This window comes from Prosthecobacter fusiformis (assembly GCF_004364345.1).
Lineage (GTDB): Bacteria > Verrucomicrobiota > Verrucomicrobiia > Verrucomicrobiales > Verrucomicrobiaceae > Prosthecobacter > Prosthecobacter fusiformis.
In genome coordinates this window covers 564,905-579,962 of the sequence record NZ_SOCA01000003.1, presented here as the reverse complement: position 1 = coordinate 579,962, position 15,058 = coordinate 564,905, and the positions used below count along the sequence as shown (strand labels likewise).

Here is a 15,058-nt window from a genome sequence, read left to right as displayed (position 1 = left end):
TCTCGCCGGATTACCCGCCTTTCCCCGAACCCACGTTCACACCAAAGATCCCCCGCCAAAAAAATCTTCTTCTCCCAAATCTTTCTCCCGTCCTCCATGCCCACCCTCACCTTCCAGCACCCCGAGCGCCTCTGGCTCTCACTCGGCCTCATGGCCGTGGTGCTGGTCCTGCTCTACATCGGCTACCGTCGTTCCCCTCTTCGCGGCTTTACCCGCTGGGCCGCCCTCGCTTGCAAAGCCTCCGCCTGGGCCATCCTCGCCCTTTGCCTCACAGACCCTGTCTGGTCACGCAAGCAACCCAAGACTGGCGAGAACGAAGTCATCATCATTGCCGATAACAGCACTTCCTTGGACATCACCGAAAAGCAAGGCACCCCCACCCGCGCCGCACAAATGCGCAAGGCACTCGGGGCAGACGACACCACCCCTCCGCCCTGGCTTGATGAACTCGGCCTCATGTTCCGCGTCAAGACCCAGCTCGCCGACGAACGTCTGCAAAGTGTTGCCGACTTCTCCAAACTCAACTTCACCGGTACCAAATCCGAACTCAACCGCGCCCTCAGCACGGTCCGCAGTGGCGGCACGGCCAGCCGCGTTGCCGCCGTCGTCCTCATCACGGACGGCTCCCCGACCGACGTCGCTGCCCCCGAGGCTTCCACTTCCACCATCCCGGTCTTTCCTGTCCTCGTGGGCCAGAACTCACCTGCCCCCGATCTCCACATCGTTGGCCACAGCATCACCCAGACCTCCTTTGAAGATACTCCGGTCACCATCACGGCCCAGATTGCAGGACATGGATTCACGGGAAAAGACATCGCCATTTGTGTTCTGGATGAAGAGGGCCGCGCCATTGTAACTGAAAAACTTCGCCTAACCAAAGATGACGCAACACAGGCAGTCCGCCTCCGGGTTCCTGCCTTGAAACCGGGTGTCTCCTTTTACCGCCTCGCCGTCATGGAGGCGGAACTCGTGACCAAAGTCACCAAAGACGAATGGAAGTCCCTTTCGAAAGAAGCCACCCTTGCCAACAACGTCCGGCATATTGCTATTGATCGCGGGGCAGGTCCCTATCGTGTCCTCTACGTGTCCGGACGGCCTAACTGGGAGTATAAATTCCTCCGTCGCGCTTTGATGGGCGACGAAGAAATCCAGATGCCCTCCCTGATCCGCATCGCCAAACGCGAGCCCAAATTCGAATGGCGCGGCCGCACCGGCGAAACAAGCAACCCCCTTTTCCGCGGCTTCGGCCAGCAAGGTGAAGCCCAGCGATATGACCAGCCCGTCCTCATCCGCCTCGGTACCCGCGATTCCAAGGAACTCAGCGACGGATTTCCCAAATCCCCCGAAGAGCTGTTTGGCGAATACCGAGCCATCATTATTGATGACCTTGAGGCCGCCTTTTTCACCCAGGAGCAGATGAATCTCATGGAGCGTTTTGTCAGTGAACGCGGTGGGGCACTCCTGATGCTTGGAGGTCAGGAAAACTATCAGGCGGGAGGTTATGACCACACGCCCGTCGGTCGCATGCTGCCCGTCTATCTTGACCGTATCAGCCAGGCTCCCGCCGTCGCCAATGGTCGGCTCAACCTCACTCGCGAAGGCTGGTTGGAACCCTGGACTCGTCTGCGCACCGCCCGCGAGGAAGATGAGCAGCGCCTCGCCCAGATGCCCGGCTTCCAGTCCGTCAACCAAACCTTCTCCATCAAGCCCGGTGCCAGTGTCCTGGCCACCGTCAGCGGCGATGAACAGGACTCCCTCCCTGCCCTCGCAGCCCAGCGTTTCGGTGAAGGACGTGTTGCCTCCCTCATGATCGCTGACATGTGGCGCTGGGGCATGCGTGACGAAGCCACCGCCAAGGACCTCGAACGCGCCTGGCGTCAGATGATGCGCTGGCTCGTTGTGGATGTACCAGACCGCATTCAGATCGTCAGCACTCCTGAGGATGGTCGCATGAAGATCGAAGTCCGCGTCCGTGACCGCGCTTTCCGTGCTGAAGATGATGCCATGGTGAAGATCGAAGTCACCGGTCCCGATGGTAAACCCTCCACCCTCTTTGCCGAGCCCAGCCTCAAAGAAGCCGGCCTCTTTGAAGCCGAGTTCTTCCCTCGTGACTCCGGTCCCTATCGCGCTGCGGCAACCGTTGAGTCCACCGCTGACAGCACGGCACCTGCCGAGAAAATCCTGGGAACCAAGGCAACAGGCTGGGTTCATGATCCACTCGCCGCCGAGTTCGCCTCCGTTAAGCCTGGCACTGAATGGATGGAACGAATGGCCAAAGAATCCGGCGGCCAGATGCTGAGGCTGGATGAGCTAGGCAAGTTGCCGGAGCTTTTGAAAAACATTCGTGTCCCTGTGGAGGAAACGGTGACAGCACCGCTCTGGCATACCCCGTGGGTGTTTGCCTTGGTGCTGGCACTGCTGAGTGCGGAATGGTTTCTCAGAAGGAAAGGAGGCATGGCGTGAACAATCTTCGAACGGCCCTCTGTGTATTATTATACTTATTGTTAGGTATGCCGCAGCCGACGCGTGCACGTGACCTGGAGGTCATGCTCATTGTTGGGGCTGCGGGTGAGGAGCAGTATGGCAAGCTGTTCGATGCCCAGGTCACTGCATGGAAGGAAGCCTGCACCAAAGCCTCAGTGCAGGTCAGTGTTATCGGCCAAGACGGAGGCGAGGATGATCTGAAGAAGCTGGAGTCTGGTTTGAAGAAAGCAGTCAGCACACAAGAAGGCCAGCTCTGGCTGGTCATGATCGGCCATGGAACCTTTGACGGGCGCGAGGCCAAGTTTAACCTGCGGGGACCAGACCTTACAGCGCGGCAGCTTGGTGAATGGCTGAAGCCGATACTCAGGGAAGTGGTATTCATTCAGACAGCTTCAGCGGGGGCGGGGTTTATACCGCCGGTATCAGGGAAGAACCGGGTCATTGTCAGCGCGACGAAAGGGGCCGATGAGATCTACTATACAAGGTTTGGCGAATACTTCGCCCCGGCCATCGGCGGGTTGCCGGAGGCGGATCTGGATCAGGACAGACAAGTATCTTTGCTGGAGGCATTCTTATACGCCAGCAAGATGACTGCGGAGTTCTATGAAAAGGAAGGTCGGCTGGCCACGGAGCATGCCCTGCTGGAGGACAATGGCGATGGAACCGGGACACGGGCGGAGGTCTTTGAAGGGGTGAAGGCGAAGGATACGAAGGCAGACGGGGCTCGTGCCGGGCAGATAGCCCTGGTGCTGAGTGAAGAGGAAACAAAGCTCACGGATGAGCAGCGCCAGAAGCGTGATGCGCTGGAGCGTGAACTGGATGTACTGAAAGGTAAACGAGGTGAGTTCGGGGAAGACTTATACTATACCGAGCTGGAGAAGCTGCTGCGCTCCCTGGCCGAGGTATACGGCGGGGCTTCATAGCAGATCCTTCAACTGGGTGTCGTATAGATTCTGGGCCTGGGCTTCCCCGGCGGCATAGTAGTTGGGCATCTCCCGGCCTGAGAAGGTGACGGGGCGTGAATGGACCGTGCGGGTGACGAGGACCTTCTTGCCATGATGGGCGGCGAGGCGGATACGGTATTCCTGGAGCTGCTCGCTGGCACATTCATGGGCCTTCGAGGCGAGGTGGAAGAAGTTGAAGGGAAAGAGCCTCGGGGCTGGTGCTTCGGTATGGGTGACGCGATGCATGACGATGAGGTCGATGTCATCATCATCCAGCCAGGGATCAATCGGGGCCTCATGAGCCACACCCCCATCAAAGCAGACCATGCCCTGGTGGGTCACTGGGGCAAAGACGGTGGGGATGCAACAACTCGCAATCATAGCCGGGGCCAGGGGTCCGCTGGTGATGAAATGAGTGCTGCAGGTTTCGAGATTGCTGACGGCAGCCATGAAACGGGGTCCGGGCAGGGACTCGATATCGCGTTTACCCAAGACGTTTTCCAGGTAAGCAATGGCACCATCCGTCTTAAAAGCACCCACGCCCTGGCCATTGAAGGTATTGCGGAGATAATGGGTAAGCCACGGGGTGCGGCGGACGAAGGAACGGCGAAAGCGATGCGCGAGGACGGTTTTGCGGATCTCTTCCTGAGGCAGTCCGGAAGCATACAACCCGGCGGCGATGGCCCCTGCGGAAGAACCGCCGACAGCGACGGGTCGCACTCCCAGTGAATGCAGGCGGGCCATAAAACCCGCATGGGTGGCGAAGCCAAGAAAGGAGGAGCCGAGGGAGATGGCGATGCGGTTTTTCAAGCTTCGGAAGTGGAAAGAGGGATGGGAGATACAGCAGGGCGCGGGCCGCAAATAAACATCAGTCCGCCGATCAGGCCCCAGGCCACCATCATGAGCCACCCGGCAAGGGAGGCGGAGACGGCCGTGGCTTCGGGAAGGCCGGTCATGGCATGGACAAGCGTTTCGAAAGTCTTTTCACGGACACCCAAGCCGGAGACGGAAAGAGGGAGGCCAGCGGCGGTATCCACAATGGGCATGGCGGCCATCACCTCCCACAGTGGAGCCTGGCCCCCCACGGCAAAGATGGCACAGAAGAAGGAAAGAAAGTGGGCGGCAAAGATGAGAGCGGAAAGGATGATGGCGAGAAGGGAGCAGCCCCAGGCACGGCGGATGGCATCACAGGCTTGGGCAAAGCTTTTCAGAGGCGGCCAGCCGAGGATCCAGGGCCACTGTTTCTCCCCCCAGCTGTAAAGGCGCGGAGTGAAGGAAATGGCAGAGAGTGTGATGCCAATGACTGAGCCAGCGAGGAACCAGGAAAAGCCTTTTACGATGGCATGGACTTCAGGTCCGTAACTTTCGAGTTGGTGACGAAAGGGATAACCGAAACCGATGAAAAGGATGGCGAGGCCGAAGATGCCGAGCATGTGGTCGAGCATCACTGACACCATGATGGGCAGCTTGCGTGCACCGGGGCGTTTCAGCAGAGCCAGCACTTTGTAGGCATCCCCACCCACGGCACCCAGGGAGGTGATGTTGAAAAAATTGCTAACAAAGGTCAGACGGAGAATGGTGGCGCTGGGAACGGGATGCTCCTGGCCGATGAGGAGAACCTGCCAGCGGAGGGCATGAAACCAGCAGGAAAGACCGACCAAGGCAAAGCCGCCCAGGGTCCATTCCCAATTCGTCTTCAAGGCCTGAAGATGAGGCAAGATGGAAACGGTGAAACGGTGCTCACGGAAAATCATCCACAGCAGTGCTGTGGTGATGCCGATCTTCAGCAGGATGAGCAGGGCCTTTTTCATGCGCCCAAGGTGGCTCAGGCCAGGCCCGCCTCTTCAATGGCCTTGGCGATGCTATCCACACTGTGGAGGATTTCGCGGGCTTTGTTTTGATCACTGATCTTCAGTTTGAAGTGCTTTTCAATGGCCACGACGAGTTGCAGGGCATCCACACTGTCCAGGCCGATGCCATCGGGACCAAAGAGGGGGGCTTCGTCAGCGATTTCGTCCACACTGACTTCCAGCATGAGTTCGCTGGCCATGACTTCTTTGATGCGTTGGCGTAGGTTCATTCGTGGGTGGGAAAAAATAAGAAGTATAAGCAGGTTTCAGACAAGAGCGCCGTCTAGTTTTAAAGAAGCGCCAGTCATATAGCTAGCCTCAGGACTGGCAAGAAAGAAAACAACAGCGGCGATTTCCTCGGGTCGTGCAAATCGCCGCATGGGGGTCTCGCGTTTCACGGCCTTGATCTGCTCATCGCTCCAACCTGTGGGGAGGGCACCTTCAATGTGGCCGGGGCAGACGGCATTGACCGTGATGCCGAGACGGGCGGTTTCCTTAGCCAAGCTTTGAGTTAGGCCGATGACGCCAGCCTTGGCGGCGGCATAATTGGTTTGGCCAGCCGGGGAATGCAGGGCACTGAGGGAGGCGATGTTGATGATGCGGCCCCAGCGCTGGCGCATCATGGGCTGAATGGCGGCCTGACAGCCAAGGAAGACAGCATTGAGGTTGGCATCCAGGACACCGGACCATTGGGGTAGGGTCATGGTGGCAAGCAGGGCATCATCGTGATAGCCGGCATTGTTGATGAGAACGGAAAGGGGGCCGCTTTCCGTTTCGATCTGGGAAAGGGCAGTGGTCCAGGAATCCGGTTGGGTTATTTCCAGAGGACAGAGAAAGGCGCGACCAGGGTGGGATGCGGCGAGGGATTCTGCCTTTTCCCGGCGCTCCCGCACGCCGAGGAAGACCTGGCAGTCGGGGGCTTTTTCCAGGAAGTAACGGGCGGTCGCATGACCGAGGGTGCCATTGGCTCCGGTGATGAGAATGCGACGGGGATCTGACATGGAATGGGCGGGAGATACAAAAACAGCGCCGGAGTACCGACGCTGTTCGAGTTTGGTCAACTGTTCGGCTGCATAAAACTAGGCGGCGGCAGGAGAATGCGTGTCGCAATGCTCAGCCTCAGGCTCGGTTTCTTCCACCTGGGCGTTATCCTTCAGGAACTGAAGGGCGCTTTCCAGGAGGAGGTTATCGCGCATGTGATCGATCGTGCCGGACTTCTGGGCTTCGGCCATGAACTTTTTGACCGGCTTGTTCTGGCGAGCGGCCATGTTAGCCAGGGCGTAAGTGAGCTGCTGCTCGGTGACGGTCAGGCCTTCTTTTTTGGCGATCTGCCCGAGGATGAATTCGGATTTCACGCTCATGCGAGCCTGGTTGGTGGCGCTGTTGAGGATTTCATCCTGCTGCTTCAGGAGGTCTTCCTGGGAGATGCCCTGCTGCATGGCGCGGCTGGCGATGTCATTGGTGCGGCGCTGGGCCTCACGATTGACGATTTCCTGCGGCAGGTCGAATTCCACTTTCTCAAAGATGTGAGCGATGACCTGATTGCTCTTGGCGGTTTCGCGGGACTGCTCTTTGCGGCGGCGGATGGCTTCCTTGATCTCGGAGCGGAGGGTTTCTTCGGTCATTTCACCACCGCCGATTTTCTTGATGAACTCTTCATCCAAGGCGGGGACGACTTTGTCCTTCACGCCTTTGCAGGTGACGGCGAGTTCGATGGTCTTGCCACGAAGGCCTTCGAAGGCGAAGTCATCCGCAAGGGTGATGGAAAGGGTGCGCTGCTCATCCTTGGTGATGCCGACGAGGCCTGCGTAGAAGCCAGGGAGGAAGTCTTCTTCAGCGTCGAGAAGGAACCAGTTTTCTTCGATCTTCTTGAGATGTTCCGGAGCGTCAGGCATGGCTTCAGCCAGGGGCTGGCCGTCGAGGCTGCCAGTGAAACCGAGGACGACGGCATTGCCATTGGCAGCCGGGGTATCGATGTCATCAAAGGAGGCGTAACGCTCACGCAGATGCAGGATGTCGTGGTCCACATCGGCATCGGTGACTTCGATGCGGGGGAGCTTCACGGGGATGCCTTTGTATTCAGGAAGCTCAAACTTGGGTGCCAGGCTCATCTCAGCGCTGAAGCTGAAGCTCTTGTCGGTCTCGTGCAGGATCTTGTCGGTGACGGAGAGAATGTTGAGGACTTCGAGGCCTTCATTTTTGATGGCGGTGCGCAGGCCGTCGTTGATGAGCTGCTTTTCAAGCTCGCTACGGATGTCATCGCCGAAACGCTTCTGTACTGCGGCGGCAGGGGCCTTGCCGGGGCGAAAGCCGGGCAGGCGGACCTGGCTGGCAAAGTAAGCGGTGATGGTGTTACGCTGCTTGGCGACTTCTTCTGCAGGAACGCGGATGTGTGCGATGGCGCGGCAGTTAGGCTGGTGTTCGACGTTGATGTTCATGGCTTGAAACGGGCTAAAAATTCCGTCCGGCATGGCGGCTGGCACAGCGCCCAGGCCGGAGGGGCGCGCAGGCTAGAGCATCTTGGCCCTTTTGACAACCCTGGAACGAATGTAGTTAGAATCCGACTCTGCAGGCGGGTCTTCATGGGGGAAACTGGCTGGGGGCAAGGCGGTGGTTTAACTTGTTTTGCGGATTAGGACACGAGGGGTTTGAATGGGGGTGGGAAAGGGTTGCGAAAGAGGAATGCGTGGGCCGCCCGCTGGAAGGCTGGGGTGAGTATTGCCAGGGGGAAGGAGGGATGGGGTAAAGCCCGCATTTTTCCCCATTTGGGGATTTGGGGGTGTTTTAGCTTGAGGTTCAACGGGTTGGGATGGGGATGGAGTTTCCCCATGGGGGGATGCGGCTTCCTCATCTGGGGAGGTGGCGACTTCTGGAGGGAGGGTTTCCGGGGTGGATTCAGGCGCAGTCGGGGCTGGCGGTGCCACTGAGTTTTTCGGCTTGGCCAAGGGCGAGGGGTGCAGCAGGGGGCGCTCTTTGGGGAAGTGGACGCAGGCGAGCAGGGCGGTATCGGCCATGTGGGCGTGGTAGGTGATGAGGCTGCTGGGATCGCTGGGGCGCGCGGAGAGGTCCTGGGTGAGGGTGTGCTGGTTGAAGGTGGCGAGGATGTGGCGCTCCTCTTCCATGAGGGGAATGGGCGCGGGCTGTTGCTCTGCGGGGATGGGCTTGAGGAGGTGCCAGCCTTTGAGGCGACAGAAGAGGGTGGCGGCGCGGAGCTGGAGGGGGAGGACTTTGCGGGTGCCGTTCATGACCTGCCAAAGCCAGGCGAGCATCTGGTCCTGGGTCTCGGGCATGAGGAGGAGGGAGGGAGCGAAGCGATCCCGTAGATGGGCGGTGTGGGGGAGAGTGGATTTGAGGTGGTTGACGCGGTCCTGGATGTCAGGGTCCTGGGCGAGTTCTTCGGCGCGGGCTTTGGCGTTGTTGGGACTGAAGCCGGCGAAGTGGTAGGCGTTTTTAGGCTCGAGACCGGAGGCGAGGTGGAAGGCGAAGGATTCGTGGCGGGGCTCTTTGAGGGTGAGGGGCGGGATCATGACGATGAATGGTGTTTAATGATGTATGAGGATGTGAAGAAGAGGACGGGGTGGGGTGAGAATGGGGTAACATCGGGGAGGTGGAGAGGAGGATGCAAGGGGGTACGGGGGTGACTTGGGCTAAGTGGGGAAAAAAGATGGGAGTGGTGGAGTGGTGGAGTGGTGGAGTTTTGGGGGGGATTGGGCAGAGGGTAGAAAGATTTTGGGTAGAAAGATTTCTTTTAGGGGGACAGGGGAGTGAGCGAACGGGGGTGCCTGCTTTTTTGGGTGGTTTTTTTACAGGATTAACAAGATTTCAGGATTAACAGGAGGGGGAGAGAGGGTGTTTGGGGGTGGGTTGGGGCGGACGGTGAGGTATTGGGGAAGGCAGGAGTGTCTATGGTACCTTGGGGGAAATTGATTTTGCGTGGAGGGGGATGTGGGGTGAGGGTGATGGAGTGATGGAAGCTTTGATTGTTGTTGTGATCATGATTCTCATTCCGGTCTCGGTCTGGCTGACCGAGGTGTACCGGCGGCGTTGGAAGTATGCCAACCAGATGGGCGTGAGGGAGGGAACGGAATATCCGAATAATCATCATCTTCTGGGTGTGGGGTATTTCCACGCGGCGGCGGGTGTGTGGTTTGTGCATCCGTGGAATGAGTTTCGAGAGGGCCTGGGCTTTTTTTGGGAGGGGGAGTGGCATCCAGAACCTGATCTACGGCAGGTCTTGCCATCCCTGCCCGCTGCGGGGGAAGTGGAGCGGGCTAATGCGGCCTGGCGAAAGGCAGACCCTGACCGGATGGCCCAATTTTGGGGACGGGTGGAGAGGGGCGGTTTTGGCACGGCGGTGGAACGCCGGGAAGGGTCATGATCCGGCGTGTGATCCACCCACGAGGCGACTGGCAGGCGCGTGTGGAGGCAGGCGGGCTAACCTGGCACGGAGAGGGCGGAGGGTGCTGGAATGAGGGTGCGTTTTATGAATTTACGGAGGCGGAGCTGGGCCGTATCCGGACAACGGCACGGGAGGTGTATGAACTGCACCTTCTAGCGGCGGCCCATGTGGTACGTCATGGGCTGTGGAGCAGGCTGGGGGTGCATGAGGCGGATGTGCCGATCCTGAAGGCATCCTGGGAAAGGCAGGATTGGAGCCTGATGGGCCGGTTTGATTTTTTACTGGATGAACAGGGGCAGGCGAAGCTGATCGAATTCAATGCGGAGACGGCGCTTTCGGTGATCGAGACAGGTCCTGTACAGCGAAAATGGCAGCAGGAGGTGATGCCGGGGTATGGGCAGTTCAATGAGCTGGAGAAGAGCCTGGTGGCTGCATGGCGGCGGTGCGGGAGGCAGCATGTGCACTGTGCCTGGCGACCCCGGCACCCAGAGACGGCAGGAACGCTGCGCTACCTAGCCGGGCTGGTGCGGGAGGCGGGCCTGCGGGCAACGGTGATGGCGATGCACAGCCTGGGGTGGGATGCTGGGCGGGGGAGTTTTGTGGACTGCGACGGCGAGCCTGTGGACTGCTGCTACAAACTCTATCCCTGGGACTGGATGCTGAGGGAGCCGTTTGCGCGGTGCCTGATGGACAGTCAGACGGTGTTTGTGGAACCGGCGTGGAGACTGATGCTGAGCAGCAAGGGAATGCTGGCGCTGCTGTGGGAACTGTTTTCCGATCATCCGGCGCTGCTGCCTGCCTATGCTGATGCGGACCGCCTGGGAGCATCGTTTGTTAGGAAGCCTTTTTTCGGCAGAGAGGGAAACAATGTCTGTGTGGTGGAGAACGGGGAGGTGGCGGAGGAGCTAACCGGGGAATGTGGGGACCAGCAGCAGGTGTATCAAGCGCGGGTGGTGAATGGTGGGTATACAGGGCGGCAGGCTCAACTGGGGGTGTGGATGGTGGGAGGTGAACCGGTGGCGCTGGGCATGCGTGAGAGTGAGCGGCTGATCATCACGGGTGACAGTGCGTTTGTGCCGCATGTGGTGAGGTGATGCGGGGAGAGGTGGAGTGGTGGAGTTTTGGTGGGGGATTGGGCAGAGGGTAGAAAGATTTTGGGTAGAAAGATTTTTTGGGGGTGGGGGGGTGGGTTAGCGGACGGTGCGGTATTGGGGAAGGCAGGAGTGCCAGGCGCACTTGATGGGGCGGACGGGGGCTTTTTGGGGCGGACGGCGCGGGCAGGAGTGCCCACGGTACTTGAGGGGGCGGACGCCCACCTGCTGGTGCAGGCGGCTACGGCACCGGGCAGGCAGGAATGCCAGGCGCACTTGATGGGGCGGACGGTGGCTTTTTGGAGGGGACGGCGCGGGCAGGAGTGCCTACGGTACTTGAGGGGGGCGGACGCCCACCTGCTGGTGCAGGCGGCTACGGCATCGGGGAGGCAGGAGTGCCAGCTTCACTTGATGGGGCGGACGGGGGCTTTTTGGAGGGGACGGCGCGGGCAGGAGTGCCCACGGTAATTGAGGGGGGCGGACGCCCACCTGCTGGTGCAGACGGCTACGGCACCGGGGAGGCAGGAGTGCCAGCGTCACTTGATGGGGTGGACGGGGGCTTTTTGGGGCGGACGGCGCGGGCAAGAGTGCCCACGGTACTTGAGGAGGCGGACGCCCACCTGCTGGTGCAGGCGGCTACAGGTGTGGGCGGACGGGCTTTTTGGGGCGGACGGCGCGGGCAGGAGTGCCCACGGTACTTGAGGGGGCGGACGTCCACCTGCTGGTGCAGGCGGCTACGACACCTGAACGACCACCTGCTGGTGATGCAGGTGGGTATGGGCGCGGTTTCGCGCGGAGTTTACCTGGGGATGGCAGGTCAGCTGGACCCATCCGGAGATGGGGAGGGTTTAACTTTCGGCCTCGTTGTGGCTTTCGATGACGGCCCAGGCGTTGTGGTTATGAATGGACTCGAAGTTTTCGGCTTCCACCCGGAACCATTTGATCTTTTTATGGGCGGAGGCTTTCTGGGCGACGCTGCGGACGAGGTCCTCGACAAAGACGGGATTGTCGTAGGCGGCTTCGGTGACGAATTTTTCGTCGGGGCGCTTGAGGATGCTGTAAAGCTGGCTGCTGGCGCTGGCTTCGACGAGTTCGATGAGGTCCTCAATCCAAACGGGCTGGCGAAAGCGAACGGAAAGGGTGACGGTGCCGCGCTGGTTGTGGGCACCGCGCTCGCTGATGGCCTTGGAGCAGGGGCAAAGGGTGGTGACGGGGACCTCGACGGTGACGACGTAATCGATTTCATCACCTTCGGCATCGACGGCGAAAATGACGCCGTAATCCAGGAGGCCTTCGGCCTTGGTGACGGGTGCGCGCTTGGCCCGGAAGTATGGGAAGCGCATTTCGACATGGGCCTTGCGAGCATTGAGCCGGGAGAGGAGCTCCTTGGGCATGGCGGCGATGCTGGCGACGGTGAGCTCACGGCCATGGGCGTGGAGGATCTCCACAAAACGGCTCATGTGGGTGCCCTTGTAATGGTGTGGGAGGTCCACGGCCATGGTGACGGTGGCGACCGTGTGCTGCTGAGCCTGGTCGCGGTCACGTATGCGCAGGGGGAAACGCAGATTTTTTACGCCGACGCGATCAATGGCGATCTTGCGATCATCGCGCTCGTTTTGGGTGTCTTTGAGATTGGGCATCCGAGAATAAACGAAACAAAATTTCCCACTGCCGCAGCAAGCAACAGTGGGAAAAAGATTTTAAGCCGCTGGGGGGCGGATCAAGGCAGAAGGTTCACCGCACGGGCACGCTTGACTTCGCGAGTCACTTTGCGGTGCAGCCATGCTGGCAGACCGGTGGTGCGGCGAGGGATCAGCTTGCCAGTCTCTGTGAGGAAACGGGACAGCAACTCAGGGTTGGTGTAAATAAGCTTCTCAACCGGGATGTCCATCCGACGGCGGGGCATCCGGCGGTTGTTCTTGCGGAGGGAGATGAGGCGTTCGGTAGTCTTGGGTTGCATGACAGTGAAGGCAGCGGATTAGCGGATCTCCCGGTGCAGGGTGCGGCGCTTGAGGAAGTGGTTGAATTTCACTTTCTCAAGACGGCCCGGTGTGCGCGGGCTTTTTTTGTTGCGAGTGCTGACGTAACGGGACGTGGGCTTGCCCTCCGCCTTAGCTTCCGTGCATTCGAGGATGATGATTTCGCGTGCCATAAAATTGGGGGCAGGAGACTAGACTACTCTTTGCTGAAGTCAAGCGACTCATTGCTATTGCTGCTAGAAGAGGTGGTGGTCTCTTCTTCATCACGGTCGTCATCGGCGTCATCGGCGGTCTCATCGAGACCGAAAAGGGAGCGCACGGGACGGTTCCAACGGCCGCTACGCTGTTCACGCTCAAGGCGCTCCTGGCAGACGACGGTGAAGCGGGTGAAGGGGAGGGCCTCAAGGCGCTCTTCGGAAATGGTATCGCCGGACATTTCGCAAATGCCGTACATTCCTGAGTCAATGCGCTTGAGGGCTTCATTGATTTCATAGATGGCGTCCTGCTCTTTGGCGAGAAGGCTGAGGGCGAAATCGCGGTCATAGGCATCGCTGCCGGCATCGGCCTGGTGCATGCCGAAGGCGGAGGAATCGCCGCCTTCACCGCCACGAAGGTTTTCGTTGGTGACGCCTTCAGCCGAATTCAGATATGCGTCCCGAAGCTCCGCGAGGCGCTGGCGCTGCTTTTTCAGGAAAGCGGCAGGAAGGACAGGCTTCTTTGGAGGGGAATCCATGGTGATGCCTTCATCCTCCACACGACCGGTGCGGCGCACGTTGGTGATCTTTGGAGCGGGGGGTGCGGCCTTGGTCTTGGCAGGTGCCGCAGGTGCTTTTTCAGCCTTGGGGGCCGGGGCGGCTTTTTTGGCTGGGGCTGGCTTTGGCTCAGGGGCAGGGGCAGGGGCTACAGCCTTGACTGGTGCCTCTTTTTTAGCAGCGGCGGCTTTTTTGGCCGGGGCGGCTTTTACTGCGGCTTTTTTAGCTGGAGCGGCAGGCGTCGTCGCGGCCTTTTTGGCAGCGGGTTTCGTGGCAGGTTTGGCTGGGGCTTTCTTCACAGGGGGAGATTTCTTGGGCGCGGGTTTCGCCGCCTCATTCTTCACGGGCTTAGCCGGGGATTTAGATGCGGGGGTGGCCGCTTTGGCCTGTTTTGGGGCAGGCTTGGCTGGGGCTTTTTTCGCAGGTGGGGCCGGAGCTTTGGGCGCTGGCTTCTTTTGGGCAGGCATGGCTCGTGAGGTTGGGGCGTTGGTTCGCTGGACTTCCGCCCGACAGATGAAGGGGCGGAAAAGAGCGCGGATAGTGCGGTGCTTTCGTAAAAATGGCAACCGGAATCCCCAGCAGAATTTCCACTGGCGGAGAAAGAACGCGCGGAAGTCAACGTGCGGCGGTGATTTCCCGGTGCAGCCAGGCGCGTGCATAGGCCCAATCCCGCTTGGCGGTGGGCTCAGAGACGCCGAGTACCTCCGCCGCCTCTGCAAAGGTGAGGCCGACGAAATAATGCAGCTTCACCAGCTCGGCCTTGCGGGCGTCCTCTACGGCGAGTTTATCCAGGGCTTCATGCACGGCCAGGAGTTCATCATCCTGGACGGCGGGGGCGGCGATTTGCAGTCCATCTTCCAGCTCCACATGCTCCTGCCCGGAGCCGTGGCGGACGGCTTTTCTCCTGCGGGCGCGATCAATGAGAATGCGGCGCATGGCCTCCGCCGCAGCGGCGAAGAAATGCGACCGGTTTTGAAAACTGGCATCTCCCAGGCGCAGCCAGGCCTCATGGACGAGGGCAGTGGCCTGAAGTGTCTGCCCGGGCAGCTCGCGGGCCATTTTGGCGGAGGCGACGCGGCGGAGCTCGGCATACACTTCGGCCAATAGTTGGTTAGGCGCATCCGCGTTTCCCTGCTGGCAGGACTGGAGGAGGAGCGTGATCTGGTTCATGGCAGGGGCTATCATATCCAAAGCGTGGCGGATACCAGGGCCAATGCCAGCAATCCGGCACTGAGGAGGGTGACGGTCACGCGCCGTTGAGTGATGGCGGTGAAGAGGCTCTGCAAGGCGAGGCCGAGACCGGGAAGGCCGCAGAAAAACCAGGCCGCCAGGGCGAAGGGCTGCACCAAAAGAATCATGAGCAGGCGCTGGTGGACGGAATCCATGCCCCGTGGAGAAAGCGACTGACTGGCCAGCCAGCCGCCCGCGAGGGAGAGCGTGAGGAGGAGCAGACTGGTGAGAAGATCCTGAGCCAGATGGACGGATGGTGCGGTGAGTGATTCCGGTTTCATATCTGCTCATGCGGGGCGGCAGGAGGAAACGGATCATGCTCTTGTGAA

General features: G+C 59.9%; 16 protein-coding genes. 4 read left to right on the top strand and 12 right to left on the bottom strand.

Features of this window, described 5'->3' with window-relative positions; genetic code table 11:
- Positions 1-96 precede the first annotated feature (96 nt).
- Positions 97-2,463: a glutamine amidotransferase gene (locus tag EI77_RS11645; RefSeq protein ID WP_133795428.1), complete on the top strand. Its 2,367-nt coding sequence runs from the start codon at positions 97-99 to the stop codon at positions 2,461-2,463.
- Positions 2,460-3,407 (top strand): hypothetical protein, encoded by a 948-nt coding sequence (locus EI77_RS11640; protein ID WP_133795427.1) that lies wholly within the window; start codon positions 2,460-2,462, stop codon positions 3,405-3,407. Before EI77_RS11645 ends, EI77_RS11640 begins: the two co-directional genes overlap by 4 nt.
- Here EI77_RS11640 and EI77_RS11635 read toward each other — a convergent pair.
- From EI77_RS11635 to EI77_RS11610, 6 genes are all read right to left on the bottom strand, one after another.
- On the bottom strand, positions 3,402-4,238 hold the full coding sequence (locus EI77_RS11635) for a patatin-like phospholipase family protein (RefSeq protein ID WP_133795426.1): 837 nt from the start codon (positions 4,236-4,238) through the stop codon (positions 3,402-3,404). The two genes, EI77_RS11640 and EI77_RS11635, sit on opposite strands and share 6 nt — an antisense overlap.
- Positions 4,235-5,239: a lysylphosphatidylglycerol synthase transmembrane domain-containing protein gene (locus EI77_RS11630; protein ID WP_133795425.1), complete on the bottom strand. Its 1,005-nt coding sequence runs from the start codon at positions 5,237-5,239 to the stop codon at positions 4,235-4,237. The genes EI77_RS11635 and EI77_RS11630 overlap by 4 nt, the downstream gene beginning before the upstream one ends.
- Before the next feature lie 14 nt (positions 5,240-5,253).
- Complete coding sequence (locus EI77_RS11625) at positions 5,254-5,508, bottom strand: phosphopantetheine-binding protein (RefSeq protein ID WP_133795424.1); 255 nt, start codon at positions 5,506-5,508, stop codon at positions 5,254-5,256.
- Positions 5,509-5,544: 36 nt separating this feature from the next.
- Positions 5,545-6,279, bottom strand: coding sequence for an SDR family oxidoreductase (locus EI77_RS11620; protein WP_133795423.1), 735 nt, complete (start codon positions 6,277-6,279; stop codon positions 5,545-5,547).
- 78 nt (positions 6,280-6,357) lie between these two features.
- A complete protein-coding gene (gene tig, locus EI77_RS11615) occupies positions 6,358-7,716 on the bottom strand; it encodes a trigger factor (RefSeq protein WP_166647200.1) in 1,359 nt (452 codons plus the stop codon).
- Positions 7,717-7,893: 177 nt separating this feature from the next.
- Complete coding sequence (locus EI77_RS11610; protein ID WP_133795421.1) at positions 7,894-8,805, bottom strand: hypothetical protein; 912 nt, start codon at positions 8,803-8,805, stop codon at positions 7,894-7,896.
- Positions 8,806-9,272: 467 nt separating this feature from the next.
- On the opposite strand from EI77_RS11610, the gene EI77_RS11605 reads away from it, so the two are divergent.
- Together EI77_RS11605 and EI77_RS11600 are read left to right on the top strand one after the other, a co-directional pair.
- Entirely contained in the window at positions 9,273-9,656 is a 384-nt protein-coding gene (locus tag EI77_RS11605) for a hypothetical protein (protein ID WP_133795420.1), read from the top strand.
- Between the two features lie 8 nt (positions 9,657-9,664).
- Positions 9,665-10,771 carry a glutathionylspermidine synthase family protein gene (locus tag EI77_RS11600; RefSeq protein WP_166647199.1) on the top strand — a complete coding sequence of 369 codons (1,107 nt, stop codon included), beginning with the start codon at positions 9,665-9,667 and terminating at the stop codon, positions 10,769-10,771.
- Between the two features lie 845 nt (positions 10,772-11,616).
- Here EI77_RS11600 and folE2 read toward each other — a convergent pair.
- From folE2 to EI77_RS11570, 6 genes are all read right to left on the bottom strand, one after another.
- Entirely contained in the window at positions 11,617-12,408 is a 792-nt protein-coding gene (folE2, locus tag EI77_RS11595) for a GTP cyclohydrolase FolE2 (protein ID WP_133795418.1), read from the bottom strand.
- 80 nt (positions 12,409-12,488) lie between these two features.
- On the bottom strand, positions 12,489-12,728 hold the full coding sequence (rpsR, locus tag EI77_RS11590) for a 30S ribosomal protein S18 (protein WP_133795417.1): 240 nt from the start codon (positions 12,726-12,728) through the stop codon (positions 12,489-12,491).
- Between the two features lie 18 nt (positions 12,729-12,746).
- Positions 12,747-12,920 (bottom strand): 50S ribosomal protein L33, encoded by a 174-nt coding sequence (gene rpmG / locus EI77_RS11585; protein ID WP_133795416.1) that lies wholly within the window; start codon positions 12,918-12,920, stop codon positions 12,747-12,749.
- A gap of 23 nt (positions 12,921-12,943) precedes the next feature.
- Complete coding sequence (locus EI77_RS11580; RefSeq protein WP_133795415.1) at positions 12,944-13,966, bottom strand: TraR/DksA family transcriptional regulator; 1,023 nt, start codon at positions 13,964-13,966, stop codon at positions 12,944-12,946.
- Positions 13,967-14,114: 148 nt separating this feature from the next.
- On the bottom strand, positions 14,115-14,669 hold the full coding sequence (locus tag EI77_RS11575) for a sigma-70 family RNA polymerase sigma factor (RefSeq protein WP_133795656.1): 555 nt from the start codon (positions 14,667-14,669) through the stop codon (positions 14,115-14,117).
- Positions 14,670-14,680: 11 nt separating this feature from the next.
- On the bottom strand, positions 14,681-15,010 hold the full coding sequence (locus EI77_RS11570) for a hypothetical protein (protein WP_133795414.1): 330 nt from the start codon (positions 15,008-15,010) through the stop codon (positions 14,681-14,683).
- Positions 15,011-15,058 lie beyond the last annotated feature (48 nt).